General features: G+C 60.0%; 23 protein-coding genes. 7 read left to right on the top strand and 16 right to left on the bottom strand.

Annotated elements, in window-relative coordinates:
• Window positions 1-42: 42 nt before the first annotated feature.
• Window positions 43-3,855 carry an AAA family ATPase gene (locus tag BI364_RS14465; protein ID WP_070079350.1) on the bottom strand — a complete coding sequence of 1,271 codons (3,813 nt, stop codon included), beginning with the start codon at window positions 3,853-3,855 and terminating at the stop codon, window positions 43-45.
• A 124-nt stretch (window positions 3,856-3,979) separates the two neighbouring features.
• Here BI364_RS14465 and BI364_RS14460 point away from each other — a divergent pair, with 124 nt between their 5' ends.
• Window positions 3,980-4,195, top strand: a complete 216-nt coding sequence (locus BI364_RS14460; protein ID WP_156782781.1) for a hypothetical protein — start codon at window positions 3,980-3,982, stop codon at window positions 4,193-4,195.
• Window positions 4,196-4,208: 13 nt separating this feature from the next.
• Here the strand turns inward: BI364_RS14460 and coaE are convergent, their stop codons facing one another.
• From coaE to pilB, 4 genes are all read right to left on the bottom strand, one after another.
• Window positions 4,209-4,820 carry a dephospho-CoA kinase gene (coaE, locus tag BI364_RS14455; protein WP_070079348.1) on the bottom strand — a complete coding sequence of 204 codons (612 nt, stop codon included), beginning with the start codon at window positions 4,818-4,820 and terminating at the stop codon, window positions 4,209-4,211.
• Window positions 4,817-5,707 (bottom strand): prepilin peptidase, encoded by an 891-nt coding sequence (locus tag BI364_RS14450; RefSeq protein WP_070079347.1) that lies wholly within the window; start codon window positions 5,705-5,707, stop codon window positions 4,817-4,819. Before BI364_RS14450 ends, coaE begins: the two co-directional genes overlap by 4 nt.
• Window positions 5,708-5,775: 68 nt before the next feature.
• Window positions 5,776-6,996, bottom strand: a complete 1,221-nt coding sequence (locus BI364_RS14445; protein WP_070079346.1) for a type II secretion system F family protein — start codon at window positions 6,994-6,996, stop codon at window positions 5,776-5,778.
• 36 nt (window positions 6,997-7,032) lie between these two features.
• Window positions 7,033-8,760: a type IV-A pilus assembly ATPase PilB gene (pilB, locus tag BI364_RS14440; RefSeq protein ID WP_070079345.1), complete on the bottom strand. Its 1,728-nt coding sequence runs from the start codon at window positions 8,758-8,760 to the stop codon at window positions 7,033-7,035.
• 140 nt (window positions 8,761-8,900) lie between these two features.
• On the opposite strand from pilB, the gene BI364_RS14435 reads away from it, so the two are divergent.
• Both BI364_RS14435 and BI364_RS14430 read left to right on the top strand, forming a co-directional pair.
• A complete protein-coding gene (locus tag BI364_RS14435; protein ID WP_070079344.1) occupies window positions 8,901-10,208 on the top strand; it encodes an oligosaccharide flippase family protein in 1,308 nt (435 codons plus the stop codon).
• A 67-nt stretch (window positions 10,209-10,275) separates the two neighbouring features.
• Window positions 10,276-11,364 carry a glycosyltransferase family 4 protein gene (locus BI364_RS14430; RefSeq protein ID WP_070079343.1) on the top strand — a complete coding sequence of 363 codons (1,089 nt, stop codon included), beginning with the start codon at window positions 10,276-10,278 and terminating at the stop codon, window positions 11,362-11,364.
• Here the strand turns inward: BI364_RS14430 and BI364_RS14425 are convergent.
• The 11 genes from BI364_RS14425 to BI364_RS14380 all read right to left on the bottom strand — a co-directional run bounded on the left by BI364_RS14425 (window position 11,353) and on the right by BI364_RS14380 (window position 21,690).
• Window positions 11,353-12,387 carry a glycosyltransferase family 4 protein gene (locus BI364_RS14425; protein ID WP_083251432.1) on the bottom strand — a complete coding sequence of 345 codons (1,035 nt, stop codon included), beginning with the start codon at window positions 12,385-12,387 and terminating at the stop codon, window positions 11,353-11,355. The two genes, BI364_RS14430 and BI364_RS14425, sit on opposite strands and share 12 nt — an antisense overlap.
• Entirely contained in the window at window positions 12,384-13,124 is a 741-nt protein-coding gene (locus BI364_RS14420) for a class I SAM-dependent methyltransferase (protein ID WP_070079341.1), read from the bottom strand. The genes BI364_RS14425 and BI364_RS14420 overlap by 4 nt, the downstream gene beginning before the upstream one ends.
• Window positions 13,121-14,275: a glycosyltransferase family 4 protein gene (locus BI364_RS14415; RefSeq protein WP_070079340.1), complete on the bottom strand. Its 1,155-nt coding sequence runs from the start codon at window positions 14,273-14,275 to the stop codon at window positions 13,121-13,123. The genes BI364_RS14420 and BI364_RS14415 overlap by 4 nt, the downstream gene beginning before the upstream one ends.
• Window positions 14,272-15,147, bottom strand: coding sequence for a glycosyltransferase family 2 protein (locus BI364_RS14410; protein WP_070079339.1), 876 nt, complete (start codon window positions 15,145-15,147; stop codon window positions 14,272-14,274). The genes BI364_RS14415 and BI364_RS14410 overlap by 4 nt, the downstream gene beginning before the upstream one ends.
• A complete protein-coding gene (locus BI364_RS14405) occupies window positions 15,140-17,128 on the bottom strand; it encodes a hypothetical protein (RefSeq protein ID WP_070079338.1) in 1,989 nt (662 codons plus the stop codon). Before BI364_RS14405 ends, BI364_RS14410 begins: the two co-directional genes overlap by 8 nt.
• Before the next feature lie 70 nt (window positions 17,129-17,198).
• Window positions 17,199-17,669, bottom strand: a complete 471-nt coding sequence (locus BI364_RS14400; protein ID WP_070079337.1) for a pilin — start codon at window positions 17,667-17,669, stop codon at window positions 17,199-17,201.
• A gap of 220 nt (window positions 17,670-17,889) precedes the next feature.
• Window positions 17,890-18,174, bottom strand: coding sequence for a pilin (locus BI364_RS17625; RefSeq protein WP_197495732.1), 285 nt, complete (start codon window positions 18,172-18,174; stop codon window positions 17,890-17,892).
• Window positions 18,108-18,386: a pilin gene (locus BI364_RS19010; protein ID WP_083251559.1), complete on the bottom strand. Its 279-nt coding sequence runs from the start codon at window positions 18,384-18,386 to the stop codon at window positions 18,108-18,110. The genes BI364_RS17625 and BI364_RS19010 overlap by 67 nt, the downstream gene beginning before the upstream one ends.
• A 185-nt stretch (window positions 18,387-18,571) precedes the next feature.
• A complete protein-coding gene (locus BI364_RS14390) occupies window positions 18,572-19,927 on the bottom strand; it encodes a sigma-54-dependent transcriptional regulator (protein ID WP_070079336.1) in 1,356 nt (451 codons plus the stop codon).
• Window positions 19,928-20,028: 101 nt separating this feature from the next.
• Entirely contained in the window at window positions 20,029-21,456 is a 1,428-nt protein-coding gene (locus tag BI364_RS14385; RefSeq protein WP_070079335.1) for a two-component system sensor histidine kinase NtrB, read from the bottom strand.
• A gap of 3 nt (window positions 21,457-21,459) precedes the next feature.
• Window positions 21,460-21,690, bottom strand: coding sequence for a PP0621 family protein (locus BI364_RS14380; protein ID WP_070080101.1), 231 nt, complete (start codon window positions 21,688-21,690; stop codon window positions 21,460-21,462).
• A 146-nt stretch (window positions 21,691-21,836) separates the two neighbouring features.
• Here BI364_RS14380 and sucC point away from each other — a divergent pair, with 146 nt between their 5' ends.
• Genes sucC through BI364_RS14360 form a run of 4 tightly spaced genes read left to right on the top strand, consistent with a single transcriptional unit; the run spans window position 21,837 to window position 25,891 of the window.
• Window positions 21,837-23,006, top strand: coding sequence for an ADP-forming succinate--CoA ligase subunit beta (sucC, locus tag BI364_RS14375; protein ID WP_070079334.1), 1,170 nt, complete (start codon window positions 21,837-21,839; stop codon window positions 23,004-23,006).
• Complete coding sequence (gene sucD / locus BI364_RS14370) at window positions 23,003-23,884, top strand: succinate--CoA ligase subunit alpha (RefSeq protein WP_070079333.1); 882 nt, start codon at window positions 23,003-23,005, stop codon at window positions 23,882-23,884. The genes sucC and sucD overlap by 4 nt, the downstream gene beginning before the upstream one ends.
• Window positions 23,881-25,500, top strand: coding sequence for an NAD+ synthase (locus tag BI364_RS14365; RefSeq protein ID WP_070079332.1), 1,620 nt, complete (start codon window positions 23,881-23,883; stop codon window positions 25,498-25,500). The genes sucD and BI364_RS14365 overlap by 4 nt, the downstream gene beginning before the upstream one ends.
• Window positions 25,501-25,552: 52 nt before the next feature.
• The gene (locus BI364_RS14360) at window positions 25,553-25,891 is read left to right on the top strand and encodes a P-II family nitrogen regulator (RefSeq protein ID WP_070079331.1); all 339 of its coding nucleotides are present in this window, start codon (window positions 25,553-25,555) and stop codon (window positions 25,889-25,891) included.
• Window positions 25,892-25,904 lie beyond the last annotated feature (13 nt).

Genomic DNA, 25,904 nt, shown 5'->3' with positions numbered 1-25,904 from the left:
TTGTCTGCGCATTGCCATTTTCGAGGGCGGATAAATTCCGGTTCAGGCGATGCCATGCAGCTGGCGGTTGATATACGCGAGTTCAGGCGCAAGTTCTGTGCCCGAGCAGCGGCTCAGTGTATCGCGCATGCGCTGCCGATGTGTTTCCGGCAACACTGTGCCACGTGCATGGTAGGTTTCATGAAGATCGCCCCAGGCTAGAATTTCCAGGCTGTGGGCCTCTTGCTGTTGCGCTACTTCAATGGATTCCCTTAAGCAATGTTCGTGGTTTTGTCCATCTAGCGCGAGCAAACGCGCTTCGGCCAGCTTGCAGCCGGCGAAGAAGGCGCGTGAACCGGTGGCTTGCATGGTTTTCCAAGCCTGCGAGAGAATCCGCCAGCCGCGCACGCTATCGCCGGCCATGATGCAAGCATCGACGAGAATGAACTGAAAACCCGTGGCGCCGCCAGGCCAGAGCGCCGTCGCGCGATTCATTGCGGCTTCAGCATCATCCAGCCCCTCGCGTGATTTTCGATTGGCGGCGGTTGCCCATACGCTGGCAAGCGTGCCGACATCGCCCCACATGCGAAAACCATGTTCCTGGCACAGCGCGCCAAGGCGTTGGGCTGCAGTGGCAACCTCGTCGGACCGTCGACACCAGATGCGTGTGCCGATATAGGTAGCAAGGGCGGCCATGAGGGTCGCCGGGTGGTGACGAGTTTCCGCCATTTGCACGGCACGTTGGGTAAGTCGTAGCGCCTGATCGATGCGGCCGAGAAACCACATATTCCAGCCGAGGTAGCCGGTAGCCGTGATGTCAAAGTGCTGATCATTGCGTAGGAAATGATCGGTTTCCTGATCCTTATGGTCTAAACGAGACAGGGTTTCTTGCAGGTGATCGCATGCTCGATGAAAGTCGCCAAGCCATAACGATGCGTTGCCATACAGATAGTGCCCGAGCGCGGCGAAGACATTTGCGTGGACCGACTCGGCCAGCTCGATCATGCGTCCCGCGATGAGGCGACTTTCGCTGAAGGAATTGCGACTGCTCGCGCCGAACCAATAGCTGCGCAGCAGCGCCAGCCCGTGGCGGGGTTCGACGGCGTGTCGTTTGCTGATTTCCAGTGCGCGGCGGTAGAGGCGTTCGGATTTGGAATCGTAATATCCTTTGGTGATGGCGAGCGGGTATGCCAGCTGGATGAGTAGATCGAGCTCGGTTTCCCAGAACGCCTCGCGATCAGGGATGTGTTCAAGGAGCTGCAGGCCGCGCTCGAAATGGCTGACGGCCTCGGTATAGGCGGCCAGTGACGCTGCGTTGCGCCCGCTCTTGAGCCACCAGCCGATGGCCTCGGCGTACGCGCCGGTTTCCGTGAGATGCCAAGCGATCGCACCGGCATCGATGTCGTTGGCGTTTTGCAGCAGTGTGGCGAATTGGCGGTGCATCACCCGACGCTGGCTGCGGGTGGTAGATTGATAGGTGATTTGATGAACAAGCGCATGTGCGAATCGGTAGGTCGGGCCGTCATCGGATGAGCGCTCGATCAGGTGGCGCTGACTCAGGCGTCGGAGCCCTTCATCCACCGTTGCCTCCGGCAGTTCAAGCAGGCGCGCCAAGTGCGCGGTGCAGAATTCGCGTCCGATGACGGCCGCAGCGCGTAACAGAGGTTTGTCTTCGCAGGCTTGCTCGATACGCGTGCTGATGAGTTCCTGCAGCTTGCCCGGCAGCGTGTCGTCCAGCGCGTCGTCGTGGAGCATGTGCGTCAGCTCTACGATGAACATGGGATTGCCTTCGGACTGCTTGGCAATCACCAGGGCGAAATCGCTACTGGTCTTGTCAGGGGGGGCAATGCGTTGGGTCAGCTGCAACGAAGCGGACAGATCGAGTGGCTTGAGCTGAAGGATACGGGCGCGCTCGAGCAGATTGTTCGGGAGGCAGGCGGTGCTGCGCATGGTCAGGCACATGTGTATGCGTGACTGTGCGAGCCTCGTGGTCAGATAACCTAACAATGCCAAGGTGGAGGGGTCTGCCCAGTGCAAATCCTCGATCACGAGCAGGAGCGGTGTTGTCTGTGCGCTGGTTTCCAGCAGGCTGGCGACGGCCTCGGCGAGCTGGTGACGTTCGCCATCACCACTGTGTGTGCTCGCGGAATGTTCAGATAAACCCTCATCGCTTGGACGTGCCAGTAGCCATTGCAATGGCTTGATGATGCCGCCGCCGTCTCGGCTGGGGAAGCTGGTGTAGTGTGCCTCCAGCTTATGGGTCACGAGGGTATCTGGGTAATTGCGCGGCAAGTCGAGATGGCGCCTAAAAAAATGCATGACCGGGTGATAAGGCGTCTGCTTCATCAGGGGATCACAGTGCGTCTCGCGCAGTAGCGGCCGATCGATTTTATCGTGTAGCGCCTGTAGTAGCCGAGTTTTGCCGATACCTGCTTCGCCGACGAGTACGGTGACCACGCAACGTCCGCTCTGGACTTGGGTCCAGTCGTCGAGCAGGGACTCAAGTTCGACGTCGCGCCCGACCAGGGGCGGTTTTTGGGCTTGACCGTCCATCAGTACGCCTTGGTTGTCTCGGTGGACACGCCAGACGCCTAAGGGGCGGCTTTGCTCGGTCATCGTCAGGGGAGGGAGGGCGGATAGTTCGAAGTGCCCGCGAATACAGCGCCGCGTAGCCTCGCTAATCGCGATGATGCCTGGCGGTGTTGAAATCTGCAGGCGGAGCACGATGTCGGTGGTCAGCCCGATAGTGTCCGGCCGATTCGTCTCGTTAGTCAGAATGATCGGCCCGGTGTGTATGCCAATGGAAAGGCTGCGAGCCGTTTTTTCCGATATTCGACTGGCGACAGCGATAGCAGCGCGCACGGCGTGCGTGGTAGCCCGTTCGTCCGCAGTTGGCCAGCCGAAGTAGGCTAGAATGCCGGTGCTGCGTGCCACCGCGATCCAACCGTTGTGCTCCTCTATGGTACGGGCAGCGAGGGCGATGGGTTCGGCAACTGCGTCGGCGAAGGCTTCTGGGTCATCTATGTCCTGATAGCCGAAGCCGCAGCGTAGTACCGTGATCTGCCGATATTCGTGCCCGAGCCCGGGGTTGTTACCGCCGTGCCAGATATGCTTGTCTGCCTGCTCGTTTGGGGGCGCGGTAGCGGTTTGCTCAAGGCGCTCGAACAGGCGTCTGCTTTCGGCAGAGGGGGTGACACCCAGTTCGTGATCGAGCGATTCGACCATCGCATGGTAGTGGGCAATAGCGGCACTCCGCTGGCCGTTTTTGGCCAGCAGCTGTATCAGGCGTCGATGGCCGTCCTCATTCCAAGGGGCGAGATCGACGTAACGTTCTGCCCAGCGCAGGGCGGCCACCGTTTCGTTTTGTGACTCAAAGCGCGTGCAGGCTTCCTCAAGCAGGGCCAGCATGAGGCGATGCGTCTGCGTCCGCCGTCCTTCGATCCAGAGTGCGAATTCCTCACTCGTCTCGCTGCGCAGATCTTCCATGAACATGCCGCGATAGAGATTGAGTCGTCGGAGCAGTGACGCCGTGTCGACGTCACGTGCATGGGTGAATTGATCGAGGTCGAGCAGATAGTCGCTTTGCCGATTGAACCAGATGCGGTGGCGATCGGTTTCGAAGAAATTGCCTACCTTGCTGTTCCCCAAGAGGTTGCGTAGGCGGAACAGTGTCTGGCGCAGGTTGTGACGTCCTCGTTCGGCTGGCAGGTCCGGCCAGAGCATTTCGGCCAGAGCCTCTCGGCTGTGCGGACGAGCGCCCTCCACTGCCAGATAGGCCAGTAGCATGAATCCCTTGTCGTGCGGCGCGCCCGAAAACGGTCTGTTCTGAAATTCGATTTCGATCGGGCCGAGTAGGGAAAGTTTGAGAGCGTGCATCGTGTCGGCAACCCAATGAATCAGCCCACCCGATCACCGCTGACGGGCGCGTGACGGGGCTTTTTTTATGCTTTCCAGAAAGTGTATCAGGTTAAGGTCCGCGCGGTCTGTGAACAGGTTCCTCGTGTTTGCGATGATCCGCTCGCTTCACCATGTCGGCCGATTCTTATCGCCGGAGGATTTCGCAGCGCCTGACCGTCAGGGCATCCATGGGAATGACGGGCTTGTGACGGTTGCGGACTTAATCTCCGAGCATACGAAGAACATCGATTTAAAAAAGCAAAACGCGTTGTGGAACACCAGGCCATGGATACTCGGCCTGGACAATCCCGGGGCCTGATGGCGACGCGGTTTCAGGTCCGATCGGCGCGCGCCGCTTCGCGGTAGCGCATGTCGAGCTCGGCGATACGCGCGTCGAGGGTGTCGGTGTCGGCATCTTCGTTGCGAAGGATATCGTGCGCGGCCGAGAGCCGCCCCTCGCGCGATGCTTGCGCAGCGAGTATCGCGCGGACCTCTGGCTCCGAGGCTTTATCGCGCGCCATAACTCGGCGAATCTGAGTTTCCGGTGCGCAGTCGATGACGAGGATTCGATCAACCATGTCCTGCCAACCACTTTCGATCAGCAAGGGGATCATCAGCATGATATAGGGGGCTTCAGTCTGGGCGCTTGCCGCCTGCATCGTCGCGCGGATGCGCGGGTGAAGTATGGCCTCCAGGCGGCTTCTGGCACCGGCGTCGCCGAAAATGCGTAGACGTAACGCGCGTCGGTCAAGTCGCCCGTCCGCGTGTAGCAGGTCGGCGCCGAAGGCCTGTGTGATTGCTGCGAGTGCCGGCTGTCCCGGCTCGACCAGCTCGCGGGCGATGCGGTCGCTGTCGATGATCGGTATGCCGTGCGCCGCGAAACGTGCGGCCACGGTGGACTTGCCGCAGCCGATGCCTCCCGTCAGGCCGATCCGGTAGCTCATCCGCCAATATGCGCGAAGCGCAGATACGCGCCGGTCAGCGCGTGTCCCCACAGCAGGGCGATCCAACCAGCCGCCGCGAGATAGGGGCCGAAGGGTATGGGAATCTCGTGGTGGTGACGCCGAAAGGCCATCAGGGACAGCCCCGCGAGGGCGCCAACCAAGGAGGACAACAGTATGGTCAGTGGCAGTAGCTGCCAGCCGAACCACGCGCCGAGCAAGGCGAGCAGTTTGAAATCGCCGTAGCCCATGCCCTCTTTACCGGTCAGTAGGCGGAACAGGTGATAGATCAGCCACAGGCTCAAATAACCCGCCATCGCCCCGATGACGGCGTCGCGCAACGGTACGAATAGCCCGTCGATATTCAGCAGCAAGCCGAGCCATAGCAGCGGTAGGGTGATGCTGTCGGGCAGTAGCTGAGTTTCGAGATCGATGGCAGCAGCGGCGAGCAGACTCCAGCCGAGCACGGCCGCCGCCAGCGTTTCCCAGCTGAGGCCGAAACGCAATCCTGCCATTGCGGCAAGCAGGGCGCCCAGTAGCTCTATGATCGGGTAGCGTGGCGAAATCGGGGCACGGCAGGCAGCGCAGCGCCCGCGTTGCCAAAGATAACTGAGGATCGGGATGTTCTCGGTCGCTGCAATCATGTGCCCGCAATGCGGGCAAGATGAGCGAGGCACAACCAAGTTGTAAGTTTCGTTTTTTTGAGGATGCGCGTCGTCGTCCTCTGTGGGCGTGTGCGCTTCGGAGGCGCCCAGCTCGGCGCATTCGCGCCGCCACTGTAGCGCCATCATACGTGGAAGGCGGTGAATGACCACGTTCACGAAGCTTCCGATCACCAAGCCGGTTAGGATTAACAGAACGAGGTAGGGGATGGGTATCGGCAGGGTCATCGGGCTGGGTTCGCAGCATGGCTTCATTCGGCGGGGACGCGGTGCGCGTTCCCCGTGCTAGGGGTAGTTCAGACGACCTTGCCGAGATTGAAGATTGGCAGGTACATGGCGATAACCAGTCCGCCGACGATGACGCCGAGTATGACCATGATCAGCGGTTCGAGGAGAGTGGAGAGACCGTCGACCATGACGTCGACCTCCTCTTCGTAGAAGTCGGCGACCTTGGCGAGCATATTATCCAGTGCTCCCGATTCCTCGCCGATGGCTACCATCTGCAGGCTCATGTTGGGGAACAAATGCGTGAACTGGCGCATCGATTGACGCAACTGGGTGCCGGAGGAAGTATCGTCGCGCATTTTCATCGTGGCCTCGGCGTAATGCACGTTGCCGGTCGCGCCCGCTACCGATTCGAGCGCTTCGACCAGCGGCACGCCGGCTGCGAACATGGTGGACAGCGTCCGCGCAAAGCGAGCGATGGCCGATTTCCTGGCAAGCGCGCCGAAAATCGGCACGTGTAGCATCCAGCCGTCGATCATGCGATGAAATGCGTGCGAGCGTTTGTAGGCACGCGCGAACAACCAGATACCACCGCCGATAGCGGCGAAAATCGCCCACCACCATGCTTGAAAGAGCTTGGACAAGTGGATTACGAAGAGTGTAAAGGCGGGTAGGGAGGCGCCAAAACCATTGAACAGCGTCTGGAACTGAGGGACCACGAAGATGAGGAGGATGGCTGTGACAATGAAGGCGACCGTGACGACCGCGGCCGGATACATCATCGCCTTCTTGATCTTGGCCTTGATCGCTTCGGTTTTTTCCTTGTAGGTGGCAATTTTATCTAGAAGATTTTCCAGGGAACCGGATTGCTCACCGGCGCGGACGAGATTGACGAACAAGTCGTCGAACAGGTCTGGATAATGGGTCAGGGCATCTGCGAGTGTGTTACCGCCCTCGACGTTACCCTTGAGCCCGAAGACCATTTTCTGCATGGCGGGTTTGTCGTGCCCTTGCGCGATGATGTCCAGTGACTGAACCAGCGGTACGCCGGCACTCATCATGGTGGCGAGCTGGCGCGCGAGCACGGCGATGTCCTTGCCGTCGATCTTTTTGCCCCCACCGAACAACGATTTCGCTTTTTTCCGGATTTTGGTCGGATTGATGCCGTCCCGCCTGAGTTGCGACTTGAGCAAGGCCTCGCTCTGAGCTTCGTTTTCGCCCTTGATGCGGATGCCTTTTCGGTCAACGCCTTCCCAGACGAAGATGGATTTGCTCAGTGCCTTTTGTGCCATAGCTCGTCTCTACCCATGCAGTGTGGCGTCAGTGTGCTAGTCCTTGGTGACGCGGTTGAGTTCATCCAGGCTGGTCACGCCGTCTTTCACTTTTCTGAGGCCGGAGGCGCGGAGATCGTCGACCCCTTCTTTTTTGGCCTGCGCGGCGATATCCATGGCATTGCTACCCGCCATGATCATGCGTCCCATTTCGTCGGATACGGGCATGACTTGGTAAATGCCCAAGCGACCCTTGTAACCCCCGCTGCACTTGTTGCAGCCCTGTATGTTGGGCTTGTAGAGCTTGAAGGTGCCGACGTCGGCGGTATCAAAGCCTTCATCAAGCAAGGCTTCATTCGGCACGTCGTGTACCTGCTTGCAGTGGGGGCAGAGCCGTCTTGCTAGGCGTTGGGCGATGATGAGCGAAACCGAATTGGCGATGTTGTACGCCGGTACGCCCATGTTCATGAGGCGGGTCAGCGTCTGCGGTGCATCGTTGGTATGCAGCGTCGAGAGCACCAGATGCCCCGTCTGTGCGGCCTTGATCGAGATCTCCGCCGTTTCGAGATCGCGTATCTCACCGACCATTACGATGTCGGGATCCTGGCGCAAAAAGGCTCGCAGAGCCTCGGCGAAGGTCAAGCCGACCTTGGGATTGACGTTGACCTGGTTGATGCCAGGCATGTTGATTTCGGCCGGGTCCTCGGCAGTCGAGATATTTCGATCCTCGGTATTGAGGATGCCGAGGCCAGTGTAGAGTGTCACGGTCTTGCCGCTGCCGGTGGGGCCGGTGACCAAAATCATGCCGTATGGTTTTTTCAGCGCGCTCAGGTAAAGTCTGCGTTGCTCCTCCTCGAAGCCGAGGGCTTCAACACCGAGCTGGGCGCTGGTTGGGTCGAGTATACGCAGTACGATCTTCTCGCCGAACAATGTTGGCAAGCTGTTTACACGGAAATCGATCGCACGATTCTTGCTGATTTGGAGCTTGATGCGCCCGTCCTGCGGTTTGCGTCGCTCTACCACATCCATACGCGACATGACCTTGATGCGGGAGGATATCCGGGCCGCCATGGCGACCGGTGGGCGGGCAACTTCGTGGAGCATGCCGTCTATGCGTAGACGCAGGCGGAAGTATTTTTCGTAGGGTTCGAAGTGGATGTCCGAGGCGCCGCGCTTGATGGCATCGAGCAGCACCTTGTTGACGTAGCGCACCACGGGCGCGTCATCCTGATCCGGTGTGGAGGCGGCGTTGTTATCCTCCGGCGCCTCTGCGACTTCCAGTCGATCGAGTCCTTCGAGGTCCGAGTCGCCCATCAATTCGCTCATGGACGAATCCATGGCGCTCAGGACTTCCTCGATTGAGCGGTCGAGTTTGTCGTCCTCGACCATGAGCGGTTCGGTCTGGATGCCGGTATTGAACTTCAGCTCATCGACCGAGCCAAGATTCATGGGGTCTGAAATGGCGACGAAGAGTCGGTTCCCACGCTGAAACAGCGGCAGGGCCCGGTTTTGTCGAACCAACTTTTCGTTGATGAGCGCTTTGGGTAGATATTCGAGGTCGAACACCGACAGGTCGAACAGGGGGATGCCGAATTCTTCGGCAGCAGCGAGCGCAACCTGAGGAGGGGTCAGATGACTCTGCTTGATGAGCAGGCTGACCAGCGGAATGCGCTTTTGCTGCGACTGTTCTTGCAGCCCGTAGGCCTCCTCCTCCTTGAGCAGGCCACTACGAACCAGATGACGCGCGAGGCCACTAAGCCTCAGCTGCGTCGCAGGTGTTGACATGTGTTAGCTCCCAGGTGCTCTGTATTTTTAGCTTAATAATGTCAGTATGTTAGCGCGTACACATACAATGTCAACGTGGGTTTCGCAGATATGCGCCGTGCATAGACTATTCCTTCCACCAGAGGGCAGGGTGAACTTGAATGAAGCCGAACTCTAACGCTGGAGGCCGCCGTTGGCGGTTGCTGTGTTGGCGTCCGGGTAGGCTGGCTGCCGGCACGTTGCTGATGAGTCTGGCGATGGGGGCGAGAACCATCGGGCAAGGGCTGGTGTTTTTGATCGTCGCGCGAGTTCTAGGCACAAGCGGATACGGCGCATATGCGGCGGTGCTGGCCTTGGCGGCAACGATGGGCACCTTCGCAGGGATGGGTTCATCGACACTGATGGTACGGGATGTGGCTCGTGATCCTTCCACATTTGGCGTCGCGTGGGGTAATACGGTGGCGTCTCTGGCTGTGACGGCCCCCATGCTGTTGGCGCTATACGGAATGTTCGCATGGGCCGTTCTGCCTGTTGGGATCACGTGGTTAGCGATCATTTTCATCGGGCTTGCAGAGATCGTTTGCATGCCATTCACCCTGGCATGCATGAATGCATATCAGGGGCACGAGAGAATTGGTCGCGCAGCCAAGCTGCTGTTGCTGCCGATCGCGCCGCGTGTGATAGGCGTGCTGTGCCTGCTGGTTTTCACTATATGGGTGTCACCCCCGAATCTATTGGGACTCTGGGCGGTGTTGTACTTCGCCGCAAGTCTTACCGCAGCGATTTACTTGTCGTTTCTGGTGCGGCGAGATTTAGATAGGCCAATCCTGCCTTCACTCCGGATGGTTGTGTCGGTCATGCGGCGAGGCGCCGCCTACGCCGTGGGCGGAAGTTCACTCAAACTGTATGCCGATGCGGACAAGATCATGCTGGCGCGACTGGCAGACCTCGCGGCGGCCGGGGCCTATTCAGCTGGGTACCGCGTGGTCGATCTGGTTGTCATTCCGCTTCATGCGCTCTTGATGGCCGGCCTGCCGCGATTCTTCAAGATGGGTGCCGCAGGGAAAGCGTCTATGTTGAAATATGGCTTGAGGCTGTTACCCGTGCCTCTGCTGTATGCGGTTTTAGCTGGTGTTACCTTGTTCTGGCTTGCAGGCTGGTTACCCGTGATCATGGGTAACCAGTACCAGGCTGCGGTTGATGCGCTGAAGTGGTTGTGCTGGTTGCCGCTGGTTAGCCTGCCGCGCTTACTGACGCAGAATCTGTTGATTGGAGCAGATCGGGAGCGGGCGGCAGTGGCGGTTCTGGTGGCCGGTGCGGCCGTAAACATATTGTTGAATCTGTGGTTTATCCCATTGTGGAATTGGAAGGGCGCGGTACTAGCCACTTATGCATCGGAAATCGGCATGACCGTGTTGCTGTTGGGGCTTATGATTCCGTCTGGAAGGCGAAAATCCGGTATGGCATAAACAAGACATGCCGACCGATGGGGATGGAATTCGCTTGGAATTCGCTTGATCTGGACGGGTACCAGGAATGAGAATCGGGATCGACGCAACGCCGTTATCCGGCAGAATCACGGGTATCGGCCGGTATGTTTTGCAGATCATTCAGGAATTAGAAGGGTTGCTGCCGGAAGCGGAATTTTTCCTGTATACCCACGCGCCTTTGACGATGCAATTACCTGACCGCTGGATTTCCCGCATGGGAGGGCGGCGTTTCCCTTCCTCGTATTTTTGGCTGAAACGTTATGTGGGTAATTACTGCGAGAAGGACGGAATAGATATTTTCTGGGCGTCGAGAACGCTGTCGCCGCGCATGGTTGGAAACAAAAGAATTAAAATATTGAGCACGATTTACGACCTGAATTATCGGCTGTTTCCTGAGTCAATGCCTACGGTAACGCGCCTGGCGCATCGCTTGTGGTATGCGGCGGACGTGAGGTCGGCGGATGCGAGGGTTGCGATTTCATCAGGGACGGCCGACAGACTACTTAACGAACTGGGTGTTTCTGCCGACGCGATCGCGCGGCCGGGCGTTACCGTACCGTTTGGCCTTCAAAACATGAACGACGTGGCTGCAAGCCTGCGTGGCATGGGTGTGGAAAAGCCTTATTTCCTGGCCGTCGGGACGCTTGAGCCGCGCAAGAATTTGGAAACCTTATTGCAGGCATTCGTGCGTAGGAAACAACGTGGGGATTTTGAAGAATACAGACTGTACATTGTGGGTGCGTCCGGTTGGCAAAACCGGCGCTTGAAAGCCCTGTTGGACGAAGTGAAGGCGCTGGGCGTTCGCTGGCTGGGTTACGTTAGCGATGAGCAACTGGCCCAGATATACGCTGGCGCGGAGGCTTTTGTGTTCCCTTCACATTACGAAGGTTTCGGGATCCCCGCGTTGGAAGCCAGAACCTGCGGCACCCGGATACTTGCCTCTGACATACCCGAAATCCGGGAAGCTGGGGGACCGGATGCCGTGTACGTGCCGCCTACGGTGGCAGGTTTCGAGCGGGGTTTTGATGCCATCCTGGCTCGGCCGCGGCCGGTGGCGCTTCCTGCTTGCGGCTGGCGAGAGGCGGCGATGGTGATGGCGACGGAGTTACGCCGGCTGGCTGTGTCAACGCGCTAGTATGGATTCATATACGGCAATGTAGCGGTCGATCATGCGCGGCAGATCGAGATGCTTGGCCGCATGCTTGCCTGCGGCATTTCGGAGAGCGAGGAAAAGCTCCCCGTCCGCCGCCAGACGGCGTGCCGCATGAGCGAATTCCTCAATAGCCCCGAAGGTACAGAGGAGACCCGTGACGCCGTCCTCGACCACCTCGGGCAGGGCAGATCCGTTCGTGGCGATGACCGGAAGACCGCAGGCCTGGGCTTCCAGCGCGACCATGCCGAAGCCCTCAAGCCGTGACGGGAATAACAGCGCGTCGCATTGGTGATAGAGCTGGGCGAGCGCTTCGTCGCCCTCACAATGCGGTATCTGCTTCATGTTTGGCGGCAATGATGCGAACTCTCTGTCTCTAAGGCCGGTTCTCAGCCAAAGTTCGTACTCCTCTCCGAGGTTCCTCATGATCGGTGCGAGTAGGTCAGCGCCTTTGCGTGCCGACCAGTTGCCGATATAGAGCAGTCGAAACGGTCGGTGGCGCATGACTGGCGACGGGATGGGCTGAAACGGGCCATTGAGGTCAATGCCAATGGGAATTACGTCAATATCGTCGATACCAAAGACATCGTGCGTACGCGCCGCGGTGTAACGGCTGATGGCAATCACGCGGTCTGCCTGCCGCAATATGGCCCGTTCGACCGGCTTCACCCAAAGGCGATGGTAAAGCCGTTGCGGCAACGTTTTGTAAGGCATCAGCGCAGGATCATGCACGCTGTGCAACATGCTGGCGACCATCGGCAGGCGGGTGGGGATAAAACGCGGGTGCAGCCAGCTGTTGACGTGAACGATGTTGGCCCATGGTGGGGCGGGCGGAGACGGCACGCTCCAGGGCATGTATTCGGCGCGATGCGGCAGCCAGGTGATCTCGGCCCGTAGTCCGCGGGCGAGCAACCCATCGACGAGGCGTTCAGTGAATACGTCCGCACCGCTGCCTGCGCGGATGGCGGGGAACCAGACTGCGGGCGCAGGTCTATCTGGCTTTCTCATATGGATGCGGCGATGGGCGTCAGGCGATAAATAAGTGTCGGCATGAGCGGGGCCAAGCGCTCAAGCACGGGGTCTGGGAGGTTTGAAACGAGGTGTGCAAACCTGTTTTGGATGTTTTCTAGCGCGATGATTTCGCGCAGTGCTCGGGTTCCAAGATTGCGATATTCGAAGCCGGCTTCCATGAACAGCGACTCGATGTGCCGCTTGGACAATGGCTTGCAATCGTAAACCTTACCGCGTCGCATGAGCCGCAGATATGGGCTGCGCAGCGTGGGCGGGAGCCAGCTCAGGAAGGGTAAACCATAGTGCGGTTCCACCAACATCCATCGGTTCGGCATGGCGAAGTAGGCACATCCCTCCGGCCGCAGCACGCGGTGGATCTCCGTCAAATGCTGTTTTTGTGCGGACAGATCGCCTACGTGCTCGATCACATGATTGGTGATGACAATGTCGAAGGTGGCACCAGGAAACGGCAGGCAGGTATCGGTGACTTTTCGGAAGTCGTAGCCGTCTCGTATCTGGCGTTGATCGCAGGTGTCGACCGCGCTAACCGCGAATCTCCCGGAGGGGTGGGTGGCAAAATAATGAGCGATGCCACCCGCGCCGGTGCCGATTTCGAGCAGGCGCAATACGCTGTCCCCTCGCGCGAGCTCCAGTAATCGTTCAATCTTGGCCCCCTTGGCCATACGGCTACGCAGGTCCAGCGTGGCGTGCGGTAGATGGGAGGGGGCAGTCATCGTGGGGTGGTCTGGGACCGAAATGTCTCGCGCAGGTGTTGGCCGAAGGTCGTCCAGGCGAACTTGGACGCGAAGGCGCGACAGTTGGTGGCGCGTCCCGGAGTCGGTATCAGGCAAGCCAGTACCGCCTTTGCGAATGCCTCGTTGGCGTCAGGAGGGATCAAGTGGCCGCTGCGGGGGTCGCTAATGGCATCGGTTACTCCGCCCACGGAGAAGGCCACGGTCGGCAGGCCATGGGCAGCAGCTTCGATGGCGACCATGCCGAAGCCCTCGTTATCGTGCGCGCGTGCTTGTACGGGGAAGACGAGGACGTCGGCGGCAAAATAGGCGGCCTCGATTTCGGGGTTGTCCTGGTCGAATTCGCCCAGAAGGCGCACGGAGTGGTTTAGGCCGTTGGCGTCAAGGCTGTGCTCAATCAGCTGACGCTCACCCGTATGGCGGTTCAGCGCCTGTGTGGGCTCTTCGCCGATGACAACCAGTTTTGCTCGGGGCTGTGCGGTCACGATCATGGGCAGTATGTCGCGGATAAAGGGCGCGAGCCCCTTGCGCGCGGTAATTCGGCCGAGGTAGAGCATGACAGGGGCATCGTCTAGCCCGTGTCGTTCACGAAAGGCTGTGCGCCGGCTTGCGGCCAATGCCATGTCGGGCAAGGCGACGCCGGGGTGAAGTAGGGTCATCCGCTCCGGAAGGACGCCGGCCGCCAGGGCGAGATTCCGGGTGAATAGACTGTTGACCAGTACCTGGTCGAAATGACGGAAGCTGCGGCGCCAGAAAAGGCGATAGAGCGGGTGGCGCGCCTCGACGTCAAGGCCATGAAGGTAGACGACGCAGCGCGCGCCGGTCAGACGCGCGGCTAGCCAAGCGAGGGGCGCGGTGAGGCCGCTACCGGCGAGAATCAACCGTGGGCGTCGGCGACGCGCTTCGTCCAGGCTGTGCCATGCGGCCCCCAACAAAAAACGCCAAAGCGGACGCAGCGGAACCTCGTGAGCCTCGACACCGCTTGGCAGTTGCTCGCTACAGCCCTCCGGACCTACGACGCAAACCGCATATTCCGTGCGCAGCTCGTCCACGATATGCCACACGAGCCGTTCCATGCCGCCGATCAGTGGCGGCAGATTGCGTGTGATGACGAGTGCGACCGGCAGGCTCAAGGTGCTTCGTCGTCGGTTTGGGCGTACATCAGGTTCGCGATTTGTTCGGAAATCAGGCCGAGCAGGAACACCAGGGTGCCAGTGATGAACAGGAGCACACTCATGTTGGTAAAGGTGCCGTTATGCCAGAAAGTGAACACGTAACGTAGCAGACCGAGTGCAAAGAAGACCGCGCTGGCGGGCACAAAAACCTTGAGCGGGGAGTACAGCGTGCCGATCTTGAAGATGATCAGCAGGAAGCGCAGGCCGTCACGCAGGGGGCGGACGTGGCTCTTGCCGCCGCGTTTGAGTGCCTCGATCGGGAGATAGTCGACTGCGTAGCCGGCTCGGAAAAAGGCCATGGTAATGGTTGTCGGATAGGAAAAGCCGTTGGGCAGCAGGTAGAGAAAACGCCGAAAGCGCGCCGCACGGATTGCCCGGAAACCGGAAGTGAGGTCGCGTACAGCGTGTCCAGTTACCCAGCTCGCCAGCTGATTGTAGAGCGTATTGGCGGCCAATCGTCCCAATGAGGCTTGCGAACGGGCTTCGCGGGCACCGACCACCATGTCGTAACCCTGGCCGATGCGTGTGAGTAGCTGCGAGACGTCCTTGGGCTGATGTTGGCCGTCTGCGTCCATGAATACGATGATGTGGCCGGTGGCTGCGCGTGCGCCGCTCTTGATGGCCGCGCCGTTGCCCATGGCATAGGGGTGTCTTACGACGCGATCAGCGCCCTGCGTCGAGGCTACCGCGGCGGTTTCATCGGCCGACCCGTCGTCAACAACGATAATTTCGGCGTTCGGATGCAGGCGCCGTAGCTCGGGCAATAATACATTGAGATTGTCTGCTTCGTTGCGCGCAGGTAGGACGATGCTGATGGCGGGCTCAGTCATGCGGTGTCGTCTCGTTCGTTTTGGTCGCTGGCGTTCGGGCCTTGGCGGCGGCGCGGGCATCTATTTTGCGCGCCTCGGCAAGGCGATTGCGCAAATCCTTCAGGGCGTCGTCAAGATGATGGAGTCGATTGAGAGACTGCAGATGCACGATGCCGTCCTCTGCGGCCTTGAAATTGCCAAGGTAGATGTCGAGTCGTCCGAGGTTGATCCAGTACTGGGAAACCGTCGGTGCGAGCTTCACGGCCACCTGCATGAGGCTCAGTGCTAGAGGATAGTCGTGCAACACATTGAGCGCATAGTTGCTGTAGATGGTGATGATGTTGGCGCTGTTCGGGCTTTTTTCGAAGGCGGCCTGAAATACGCGGATCATTTGTGTGCGCGGAAATTGGCAGCTTTCGTCCATGGCGCAATTGACCATGGCGGTCAGTCCGTTGATGTCCTGTGCCGAGGCAGATCGGCGGGCGAGGGTGTCTTCGATATCCAGCCACCAGGCAGGCTTGAGCGGGAGCTTGAGTTTTGCATGCAGGATCAGCAGCGCTGAGGCCGGCAGAATGCTGGCATGCGGCACGGCGGCGGCCCGCTCCAGTGCCTGTGTGGCCAGTGGCAGCATCGGCGATTGGGCATTGGTGACCAGATTGGCGTAGGTGCGTCCAAGCCCATAGGTCGCGCGCGGTGAATTCGGGTGCGCCGCTGCGGAAATCACGGCGAAGCGTATGGGGTTGGCCCATTCGTGCACACGTAGCGCGGTGATGCCGGCATAGAGCGCGATCAGACCCACGATCAGCACTCGGCGCGGCAGCGCCAGTCGTTGAACCGGCGGTTCCAGCAGCGTCATCGAGAATAGCGCTAGCAGCAGGCCGATGTCGGGTAGATAGTTGCGCTGCTCGAAGACGAGTTCCAGGTTGAAGATAGTGGCGGTCATCAACTGGCCGCCCAGGAACCAGAGGATGCCGAGACTCAGTAACGGACGCGTGCGTCGCTGCCAGAGTGCGAGGGCGAGGATGAGCGCAAGCGCGATGATCGAGAGCAGTGTGGTGGGTGGCGAGAGCAGGCCGGTGGAGAAGGGAAAGTCGTCATGGTAGAGGCTGAGTACCCCGAGATTGGGCGCCAGCGACCAGGCGATGTAGAGCAGTACCACGCGCGGTTCGGTGAGCAGGCGCTGGTCCATCGTGAACAAGCGTTCTGAGTGTTCGAAGCTCGCGTGGATACCGGGCCACAACCAGAGCATGCCGAATATGCCCGGCAGTACGAGCACCAGCAGATAAAACGCGTACAGGCGAGCATCGCGCTTGCCGTTGGCGCGCGCGAAGCCGAACAGCGTCCACTCCAGGGCCAACGTGTAGATGGGCAAATTGGCACCAGATTCCTTGGCCAATACGGCGAGCGGGCCGAACACCAGCATTCCTAGGAGGATCAGCCAGAAGCCCTTCCGCCCTTCGAGCATGCGCAGTCGTCCGTGCAGATATAGTGCTACGCCGATCATGACGAAGCCGCCGGACAAGCTAGTCATGCGTTGCACGATGTAGAGCACCGCCGTCAGATTGATCGGCAGTAGCAGCCAGGCGGCGGTGATGGCGAGGGCGGTCCACGCGAGCAGTGCGGGCTCGAGATCGGGGCGGAAACGGCGACGATAGGCTTTGAGGATCAATGAGGCGACGGCAAACAAGAAGAAGCCATTGAGGGCGTGGATGACGATGTTCGTCGCCTTCATCGCATAAGGTCCGGGCCCCCAGAAGTACTCGTCCAGCGCGAAGCTCAGCATGCTGATCGGCCGGTCGAGGGGGCCTGAGTGCGAGGAAAAGGCGGCGGCAAGCAGCGTGTTCGGGTGCAAGTTATGGATGTGTAACCAGGCGTTGTCGACGATATTGCCGTAGTCATCCAGCACGAAGCCGCCATGCACACCGGGCCAGTAAATGAAGGCGGTCAGTAGTGCGGTGAGAATGAGGGTGATCCAGACGAGCAGGCGGGTTCGCGCAGACATGCGTGCCTCGGGCAGGAGTTAAGAGGGAATTGTAACGGACTCGCGCGGGCGCGAGTCCGTGGATGTACGCCTAGCGGCAGATCGCAGGCGCGTATTTTCCGGGCAGGGTGGCTGTGTTGGTGCTCAAGGGTGTTTGCGCGGGCTTGTTTGCCGCGTAGCAGATCCATTCGATCACGCCGCCGTGCGTCCAAGGCTGCAACAGCAGGGTTTTGCCATTGGCTGCGCCGCCAAGATTGTTTTTGTAGGTGATGGTGATCAGGCCTTGCGAGCCGATGGTGACGTTACTGGTGTTGGTGCCGGCAATCGTCGCGGGGAGCCCATAGCTTGCGTTGCCGCCGACTGTGGGGAAAGTGCCGAGGTTGCCGTAGGTGTCCCAGATGGCCGATTTGGCCGCGCCGGCGAGATTGAGGCCCTCCGTCACCTTGGCGCGGATGGTGTAGTCCTGGTAAGCAGGAATGGCGATGGCGGCCAGAATGCCGATGATGGCCACTACGATCATCAGTTCGATGAGGGTGAAGCCTTTTTGTCGTTGTTCGCTCATGTGTATTCGTCGGCGCTGGGGGTTCTCGCTTAGTTAAGCAAATCCCGAGCCATCATGCGGCCGCAATTGTATGTGGATGATTGAAATCTAGGCAAAAAAATGCCCCGCACAAGGCGGGGCGCCAACTCAGGCATAAAAAGCTTGCTTAGTTATGCTTAGCTTGCATTAGTTTGTCCTTAGTGATTTGTGGGTCGCAAGCGTTGCCTGTTGTTTTTTTGTTTTACTGGGTCGCTAATCGGCAGTTGGCAGGCGCATATTTGCCTGGCAAGGCCTTAGTCAGAGTGCTGGTAATGCTTCCTTGTGAAGTTGTTACAGTGGGATTGGCACCAGAAATACATACCCAGTTGATGCTGCCACCCGCAGGTACCGCGACAAGCTGTAGCTGATCACCCGTGGTAGAGTTGCCGAGTTCGTTATAGGTGATCGTGATCGCGTTGCTTAATACTGATACTGACTGAGTGTATTTACTTGAAATCGAGGCGGCAGGAGCAAGGCCAAAATACAAATTAGTGGTATTGGCTCCCCGAATGTCCCATTGGAGGCATACGTGGCGGAAACCGCAGTCTTGGCCGCAGCGGCCAGATTGATGCCGTCGGTGACCTTGGCGCGAATGGTGTAGTCCTGGTAGGCCGGGATGGCGATGGCGGCCAGGATGCCGATGATGGCCACCACGATCATCAGTTCGATCAGTGTGAAGCCCTGTTGAACCTTCTTCATTTTGAAATCTCCAGATGGCTTGTGTTCTGCGGGGTCCGCGAGGATGGGCCACATCGATGCCCTGGATGAGTATATACAGATATCGTGCCAGTGCCCCGGCGCTGGTGATGCTGGCGCGACCAGCCGAAATCGCGGGTGTGTCGCGTCATTTTCGGACGATTTGTGTCATCAGGTGACAAAAAACGTCACTCGATGCCCAGTTTCTTCAGGCGGTAGCGGAGCTGGCGGAAGCTGATCCCGAGCACTTCAGCCGCCTGCGTCTTGTTCCAGCGGGTCTGTTCAAGCGCGCGGCGGATGACTTCCCGCTGTTGGTTGGCGAGCTGGGTATCCAGTGCGGCTTCGCCAACGGCGAGAGGCGGGGGCGACGTCGTTGAGGCATTGCCTGCCGGGTTGGGCGGGGAGAGTCGCAGATCGCGGGCATAGAGTGTCTGGCCTTCGCATAGCGTGGCTGCGCGTTCGAGTATGTTCTCGAGTTCGCGGACATTGCCCGGAAAGGGATATTGCTCGAGTGCGTGCAGGGCACCATCGGCAAGCCGGAGAGAGGGGTGCCCCCAGCGCGAGGCGATACGTTCCAGGAGGTGGGTCGCCAGTAAGGGGAGGTCCTCGATGCGTTCGCGCAGAGGCGGTGCTTGCAGTTCGATCACGTTGAGGCGGAAATACAGGTCTTGCCGGAATCGGTTTGCGGCAACCTCGTCGGCGAGGTTTTTATGGGTGGCGCTGAGGATGCGCACATCCACCGGTGTTTCCTGGTTGGCGCCGACGGGCCTGATCCGCCGTTCCTGGATTGCGCGCAACAGCTTCACCTGCATGGCCAGCGGGAGGTCCGCGACCTCATCAAGAAACAGCGTGCCGCCATGGGCCGTCTGGAACAGACCGGGTCTATCGACGGTTGCCCCGGTGAAGCTGCCCTTGATATGACCGAAGAATTCGCTCTCCATCAGTTCTGGCGGGATGGCGCCACAGTTGACGGGCACGAAGGGCGCGGTGCGTCGCGGTCCCTGGTCGTGTATCTGACGGGCGATGAGTTCCTTGCCGGTGCCGGATTCGCCATGGATGTAGATCGGAGCCTGACTGCGCGCCAGCTTGGCGACCGTGTCGCGGATGCCCTGCATGGCCGGTGAATTGCCGAGCAAGGGTTGTCGCCGCCGGTCGGGTTGTTGTGGCGAATTTTCCTGGTTGAGCTTGAGCGCGCTGCCGACCAGCGCGCGTAGTCGTTCGAGATCGACAGGCTTGGCTACAAAATCGAAGGCCCCCGCCTTGAGTGCCGCGATGGCCGTTTCCATGGTGCCGTGCGCACTGATGACGGCAACGGGCAGTTCGGGGTGATGTTGCTGGATATAATCGACGAGCTGTATGCCAGAGCCATCGGGCAGTCGCAGGTCGGTGAGGCAAAGATCAAAGCGCGCGTCGCGGAGTAGATTGCCGGCTTCGCGGAGGTCGCCGGCGGCGTGGGTTTCAAGACCCATGCGCCCCAGGGTGATTTCCAGAAGCTCACGGATATCCGGTTCGTCGTCGACGATTAGAACGTGCTGGGTGCTCATGTCCAGCGGCGCATCTGTGGGTTGCAGGGTACGTACTTCATCATGACATCAATATAACGTGCATGTCGTAATGCCGCATCCCGATGGAGGCTGGCGCGCCGTCATGCACTTGCCGCCGAGCGTCGCACTGCTGGCAGGAAGCAGCGGAAGCAACTGCCGCCACTGGGCACGGGAATGTACTCGAGGTGGCCGCCATTCAGGGCACATAGCTCGCTCGCGATATACAGGCCGAGCCCGGTTCCGGAGGCAGAGGTCGTGAAAAAAGGCTCGAAGAGGTGGGCAATCACTTCGGGCGGCACGCCACTACCTTGGTCGATGACGTCCATGCGTATCTGTTGGGCGCCCGGTGGACGGTGGGCCGCGAAGGTCAATAGCAGTCTGCCGTCGCTCTTGCGGCGGCCATAGCGGCTGGCGTTCTCACACAAACTCCAGAAAATTTGCGCCAAGTGTCCCTCGTCGCAGATCGCCACAAGATTGGTGTCGTCAAGGTGCAGACGAAGCTCGGCACCGTCTTCACCTAGGCGGGTGCGAACCTCGCTGGCCTGTGTCTGCAGCCATATTTTCAGGTCGAGGGGGCGTGTGCGCGGCGGGTCCTTGCGCGACAGCCGTAGTACGTCGTCCACGATGGCATCCATGCGTGCGCCCTGGGTGCGGATGATTTCTACCAGGCGGGTGTCCTGGGCGTTGAGTGACGGTGATTCACGCAATAATTGCGCGGCATGGCTGATGGCGGATAAGGGATTGCGTATCTCGTGGGCGATGCTGGCGGCCAGGCGTCCCAAGGATGCCAGTTTGGCCGATTGTACCTGCGCGGCGAGTTCGGCCTGATCCTCAAGCATGATCAGGGTGGCTTGCCGGTCGAGGCCGAGCGGGGTGAATCGGATGCGCAGCTCCAACCCTTGTCCCGGTAGGGCAAGCGTGCGATGCAGTGCGTCGGGGTTGCTTTGCCATTGCCGGAACAGGGTAAAGAGGGCGGGCGAGAGGCGTTCCAGCGCGTCGAGGTGAGCGCCGCTGACATGCCCCATGAGCTGCCAGGCTGCGTCGTTGATGAGGCGGATTTGGGTATAGGCGGTTTGCTCCTGCAGGCCGCTCAGGTGCAGATAGATTTGATCGAACAGCAGGAGCAGGGAAGCGGCGGCGGCAGCGAACAGCGCGCTCAGTTCGGAGAGCAGGAGTCCGGCGGCGCCGATGGCCGGTATCAACAATACCTCGACGCCACTGGTAACCCCTCCGCTGCTATGGGCGAGCAGTGTGACCGCGAGTACATCGCCAGTGGCCAGCAGGTTGGCCTGCAATTGGAACGAGGGCCAGCGTAGGCGTGCCGTGACCAGTGCGATTAGGCCCAGGCCGAGGTAGACGAGCAGCGTGATGAAAAACAGCCCAGGTGATAGATGCCCTAGTGACTGTGGCGCGAGCCCGAAGCGCCATAAGGCTAGAAATAGGGCGGCGACGAACAAGCGGTAGAGATTGAAAAGCCGCAGGGGCTGCCAGCTCTGGCGTTCCTCGCCGGTACGCTCAATTTTGGGCATGCTTCAACGATTTCCCGACCGATCGTCCTCGAGGTGCTCGACAGAGCAGTAGTGACGATCGTGGTATGCGACCGCTTCGTCGGCGGGCAGATGGACGCCACAGCGTTCGCAACGCACCGTGTCCAGCTTGCGCATGGGGGGGCGCGTGGGCTGTTTCGGCAAGCGCTTCACGAAGCTGCGGTAAAAATAGTAGGCGACGGCGGCCAGTGCGAGCAGGAACAGCAATCGAGACATGATGCCCTCTGTCATCCGGGGTGGCTTTGCTCCCCCGCGTTTTTCCCGCACAATAAAGCACGGTCGTGAACGGCCGCCTGCTCGCGCCGCGAGCCCGGTCGTAGATGCGGCCAGCCTAACTGGTCTTAAGGATAAATCACTCGCCCATGCACCTGCACGAATATCAGGCCAAGGAGCTCTTCGCCCATTATGGGATCCCTGTACCGCGGGGCTTCCGGGTCGAGAGTGTTGGGGCGGTCGCCGAGGCGGTCGAAACCCTGGGAGGCGGCGCCTGGGTCGCCAAGGCTCAGGTGCATGCGGGCGGCAGGGGGAAGGCTGGTGGCGTGCAGCGGGTCGTGGGGCAGAAGTCTTTGCGCGAGACGGTCGGTTCCATGCTCGGCAGGCGCCTCATCACCGGGCAGACCGGGCCGGATGGCCTGCCGGTTTCATCGGTGCTGATCGAGGCGCTGACCGATATTCAGCGTGAGCTATATCTCAGCCTGCTCGTGGATCGATGCCATCACCGCGTGGCCGTGGTGGCATCGACCGCAGGCGGGATGGACATCGAACGCGTCGCCGTTGAAACCCCTGACCTGATATTGACTACCCATGCGCATCCGGTCGTGGGTCTGCAGCCCTGGCAGGGGCGTCGGCTCGGCTTCTCATTGGGGCTGACGGCACCTCAGGTTGGCCAGTTCAGCGCTCTGCTGACACGCCTTTATCGTCTCTTCATGGATACGGACGCCTCGCTGATCGAGATTAATCCGCTGGTCGTGACCGGCGGAGGCGATCTGCTGACCCTGGATGCCAAGATCAATCTGGACGATAACGCCCTCTATCGCCAGCAGCGTCTGGCGGCGCTGGACGATGAGACACAGACGGACCCCGCCGAGACGTTCGCTCGTGGACATGGGCTGAATTATATCCGCCTCGACGGAGATATCGGCTGCATGGTCAACGGCGCCGGACTGGCCATGGCGACCATGGATCTCATCAAACTCAGCGGCGGCCGGCCGGCGAATTTTCTGGATGTCGGCGGTGCGGCCACGGCCGAACGGGTGGCTGAGGCTTTCAAGCTGATCCTGTCCGGCGAGCATATCCGCGCCGTGCTGGTCAATATTTTCGGTGGGATCGTGCGTTGCGATCTGATTGCGGAAGGCATCGTGCAAGCCATCCGCGAGGTGGCCGTCGACGTACCGGTGGTGGTGCGACTCGAGGGGACGAATGCCGAGCGTGGACGCGCAATACTGGCCGAATCCGGATTGAATGTGCTGCCCGCGGCAGACTTGGCCGAGGCGGCCACCCAAGTGGTTTCGGCCGCGGGAGATGAGACATGAGCGTACTCGTCGATGCATCTACGCGCGTCATCTGCCAGGGATTTACCGGCAAACAAGGTACTTTTCATTCCGAGCAGGCCTTGGCCTATGGAACGCAGTTGGTCGGCGGGGTGACGCCGGGCAAGGGCGGGCAGACGCATCTCGGCCTTCCCGTATTCAATACCGTTCACGATGCCGTGAGACAAACCGGGGCAGGGGCCAGCATGATCTACGTCCCGGCGGCTTATGCGGCAGATGCCATCCTAGAGGCAGCCGATGCGGGCGTCCGGGTCATCGTGTGCATCACGGAAGGCATCCCGGTGATCGACATGTTGCGTGTGCGCGCCGCACTCGTCGATTACCCGGAAGCCCGCCTGATCGGGCCTAACTGTCCTGGCATCATCACTCCGGGTGGCTGCAAAATCGGCATTATGCCGGGAAGCATCCACATGCCGGGCCGCGTCGGCATTGTGTCTCGTTCCGGGACTCTGACCTACGAAGCGGTGCACCAGACTACGCGCGTGGGACTGGGGCAATCCACCTGCATTGGCATTGGCGGAGATCCCATTCAGGGTCTGGATTTCGTCGACTGCCTTAAGCTATTCAATGAAGACTCCCAGACTGAGGGGGTGATCCTGGTCGGCGAAATCGGCGGCCAGGCCGAGGAGGAGGCTGCGGCTTACATCCAGGCCCAGGTCAGCAAGCCGGTCGTGGCCTATATTGCTGGTGTCACGGCCCCTCCCGGGAAGCGCATGGGGCATGCGGGCGCGATCATTTCCGGTGGGCGCGGCACCGCTGCTCAGAAATTTTCCGTACTCGAGGCCGCTGGCGTCGCCATCGTGCATTCCCCCGATGCCATGGGCAGGCGGATGCACGAACTGCTAGTCGACCGGACATGAGCACAGCACTGCGGATTGTGCTCGCCCAGTGTAATCCGCTGGTCGGGGATGTGGAGGGTAATGCGCGCATGATCCTCGAACAGGTCCGCCTGGCGCGTGAGCGCATGGATGCCCAGCTGATTCTCTTTCCAGAGCTGGCGCTGACGGGTTATCCACCCGAGGATCTGCTGCTGCGCGCCTCGTTGCTGGGGCAGGTCGAGGCGGCGCTGGCGGCGATAGCCCCGCTGATCGATGATTGTCATATCGTGATCGGCGCGCCCTACCGGGACGACGTCGGATTGCGCAATGGCGCGGTGGTGCTGGGTAACGGTCGGGAGATCGCACGTTACGCGAAGCGTTGCCTGCCCAATTACAGCGTATTCGATGAGAAACGGTATTTCGTCGAAGGTACGCAACCCTGTGTCGTCTCCGTCGCTGGGATATCGGTGGGTCTGACCGTCTGCGAGGATATCTGGTACCCAGAGCCTGCACGTTCGACGTGTGACGCGGGCGCCGAATTATTGGTCAACATCAATGCCTCTCCCTTTCACGCGAGCAAGTACTCAGAGCGGCTCGAAACCTTGCGCATGCGCGTGGCGGAAACCGGCTTGCCGTTGATTTACGTGAACCAGGTGGGCGGGCAGGACGAATTACTATTTGACGGTCAATCGCTCGCCCTCGACGGTTCGGGTGCGCTGATCTTGCGCGCGCCTTCCTTTGAAACTGGGTTGTACCTCGTGCCGCATGCAGGAGGAGGCGAAGTGACCGAACTGGCGTCGCTGGAGGATCGGGAGGCGGATGCGTATCGGGCGCTGGTGCTGGGGGTGCGCGATTATGTCCGCAAAAACGGCTTCCCTGGTGCGGTGATCGGCCTGTCCGGTGGTATCGATTCAGCGCTGACGCTGGCCATTGCCGTCGATGCCCTGGGCGCAGAGGACGTACTCGCCGTGATGATGCCATCGCGTTATACGGCGCCGATGAGTCTGGAAGATGCACGTATTCAATGCGCCAACCTGGGTGTTCAGGCGCTTGAAATACCGATTGAGCGGCCCTTTCAGGCCTTTCTCGGCGTGTTGGAGCCCTTGCTCGCCGGACGCCCACCAGATGCCACCGAGGAAAACATCCAGGCACGCTGTCGAGGCGTGATTTTGATGGCGATTTCCAACAAGACCGGGCGTATGGTATTGACCACTGGCAACAAGAGTGAAATGGCGGTTGGTTATGCAACCTTGTATGGCGATATGGCCGGGGGATTCGCACCGCTCAAGGATGTACCCAAGACCCTGGTTTATCGATTGGCGCACTGGCGTAATCGCGAGCAATCGGTGATCCCGGAGCGTGTGTTGACCCGCCCCCCCTCGGCAGAACTTGCGCCAGATCAGAAGGATTCGGATTCGTTGCCGCCCTATGAGGTGCTGGATCCGATTCTTGAATATTTCGTCGAGCGCGATTGGTCGATCAGCGAGATCGTGACGGCCGGATACGACCGCGAGGTGGTCGAGCGCGTGGTTGGACTGGTGTTACATAATGAATACAAACGGCGGCAGGCGCCACCGGGCGTGCGTATCTCCCCGCGCGCCTTCGGCAAGGATCGACGTTATCCGATCACCTCTGGATACGGGCGAGCGATCCGTTGACGGACGATGGACCTGATCCCCGCGCACACAATGGACTCAAGGAGTAGACCCTATGAAGAAAGTTGAAGCGATCATCAAGCCGTTCAAGCTGGACGAAGTGCGTGCCGCGCTGATGGAGATCGGTATCGCGGGCATCACCGTGACCGAAGTGAAGGGCTTCGGTCGGCAGAAAGGACACACCGAGCTCTATAGGGGCGCGGAATACGTGGTCGATTTCCTGCCCAAGATCAAATTGGAGGTCGTCGTGGGTGATGATCAACTAGATGCCAGTATCGATGCGATCGTAAGCGCCGCGCATACGGGCAAGATCGGTGATGGCAAGTTGTTTGTGACGCCCGTCGAGCGAATCATTCGGATTCGCACCGGCGAGGAAGGTGAGGCCGCGATCTAGCGTGAGATCGATC

The organism is Acidihalobacter yilgarnensis, assembly GCF_001753245.1.
Classification (GTDB): domain Bacteria; phylum Pseudomonadota; class Gammaproteobacteria; order DSM-5130; family Acidihalobacteraceae; genus Acidihalobacter; species Acidihalobacter yilgarnensis.
The sequence above is the reverse complement of the archived record's forward strand: the minus strand, read 5'-3'. Positions and strand labels throughout refer to the sequence as shown.

What these genes read in the sequence shown, in the direction of transcription:
- BI364_RS14465 (WP_070079350.1), bottom strand. Translation starts at nt 3,855, where the DNA reads ATGCACGCTCTCAAACTTTCCCTACTCGGCCCGATCGAAATCGAATTT.
- coaE (WP_070079348.1), bottom strand. Translation starts at nt 4,820, where the DNA reads ATGAGCTACCGGATCGGCCTGACGGGAGGCATCGGCTGCGGCAAGTCC.
- BI364_RS14450 (WP_070079347.1), bottom strand. Translation starts at nt 5,707, where the DNA reads ATGACCCTGCCGATACCCATCCCCTACCTCGTTCTGTTAATCCTAACC.
- BI364_RS14445 (WP_070079346.1), bottom strand. Translation starts at nt 6,996, where the DNA reads ATGGCACAAAAGGCACTGAGCAAATCCATCTTCGTCTGGGAAGGCGTT.
- pilB (WP_070079345.1), bottom strand. Translation starts at nt 8,760, where the DNA reads ATGTCAACACCTGCGACGCAGCTGAGGCTTAGTGGCCTCGCGCGTCAT.
- BI364_RS14435 (WP_070079344.1), top strand. Translation starts at nt 8,901, where the DNA reads ATGAAGCCGAACTCTAACGCTGGAGGCCGCCGTTGGCGGTTGCTGTGT.
- BI364_RS14430 (WP_070079343.1), top strand. Translation starts at nt 10,276, where the DNA reads ATGAGAATCGGGATCGACGCAACGCCGTTATCCGGCAGAATCACGGGT.
- BI364_RS14425 (WP_083251432.1), bottom strand. Translation starts at nt 12,387, where the DNA reads ATGAGAAAGCCAGATAGACCTGCGCCCGCAGTCTGGTTCCCCGCCATC.
- BI364_RS14420 (WP_070079341.1), bottom strand. Translation starts at nt 13,124, where the DNA reads ATGACTGCCCCCTCCCATCTACCGCACGCCACGCTGGACCTGCGTAGC.
- BI364_RS14410 (WP_070079339.1), bottom strand. Translation starts at nt 15,147, where the DNA reads ATGACTGAGCCCGCCATCAGCATCGTCCTACCTGCGCGCAACGAAGCA.
- BI364_RS14405 (WP_070079338.1), bottom strand. Translation starts at nt 17,128, where the DNA reads ATGTCTGCGCGAACCCGCCTGCTCGTCTGGATCACCCTCATTCTCACC.
- BI364_RS14400 (WP_070079337.1), bottom strand. Translation starts at nt 17,669, where the DNA reads ATGAGCGAACAACGACAAAAAGGCTTCACCCTCATCGAACTGATGATC.
- BI364_RS19010 (WP_083251559.1), bottom strand. Translation starts at nt 18,386, where the DNA reads ATGAAGAAGGTTCAACAGGGCTTCACACTGATCGAACTGATGATCGTG.
- BI364_RS14390 (WP_070079336.1), bottom strand. Translation starts at nt 19,927, where the DNA reads ATGAGCACCCAGCACGTTCTAATCGTCGACGACGAACCGGATATCCGT.
- BI364_RS14385 (WP_070079335.1), bottom strand. Translation starts at nt 21,456, where the DNA reads ATGCCCAAAATTGAGCGTACCGGCGAGGAACGCCAGAGCTGGCAGCCC.
- BI364_RS14380 (WP_070080101.1), bottom strand. Translation starts at nt 21,690, where the DNA reads ATGTCTCGATTGCTGTTCCTGCTCGCACTGGCCGCCGTCGCCTACTAT.
- sucC (WP_070079334.1), top strand. Translation starts at nt 21,837, where the DNA reads ATGCACCTGCACGAATATCAGGCCAAGGAGCTCTTCGCCCATTATGGG.
- sucD (WP_070079333.1), top strand. Translation starts at nt 23,003, where the DNA reads ATGAGCGTACTCGTCGATGCATCTACGCGCGTCATCTGCCAGGGATTT.
- BI364_RS14365 (WP_070079332.1), top strand. Translation starts at nt 23,881, where the DNA reads ATGAGCACAGCACTGCGGATTGTGCTCGCCCAGTGTAATCCGCTGGTC.
- BI364_RS14360 (WP_070079331.1), top strand. Translation starts at nt 25,553, where the DNA reads ATGAAGAAAGTTGAAGCGATCATCAAGCCGTTCAAGCTGGACGAAGTG.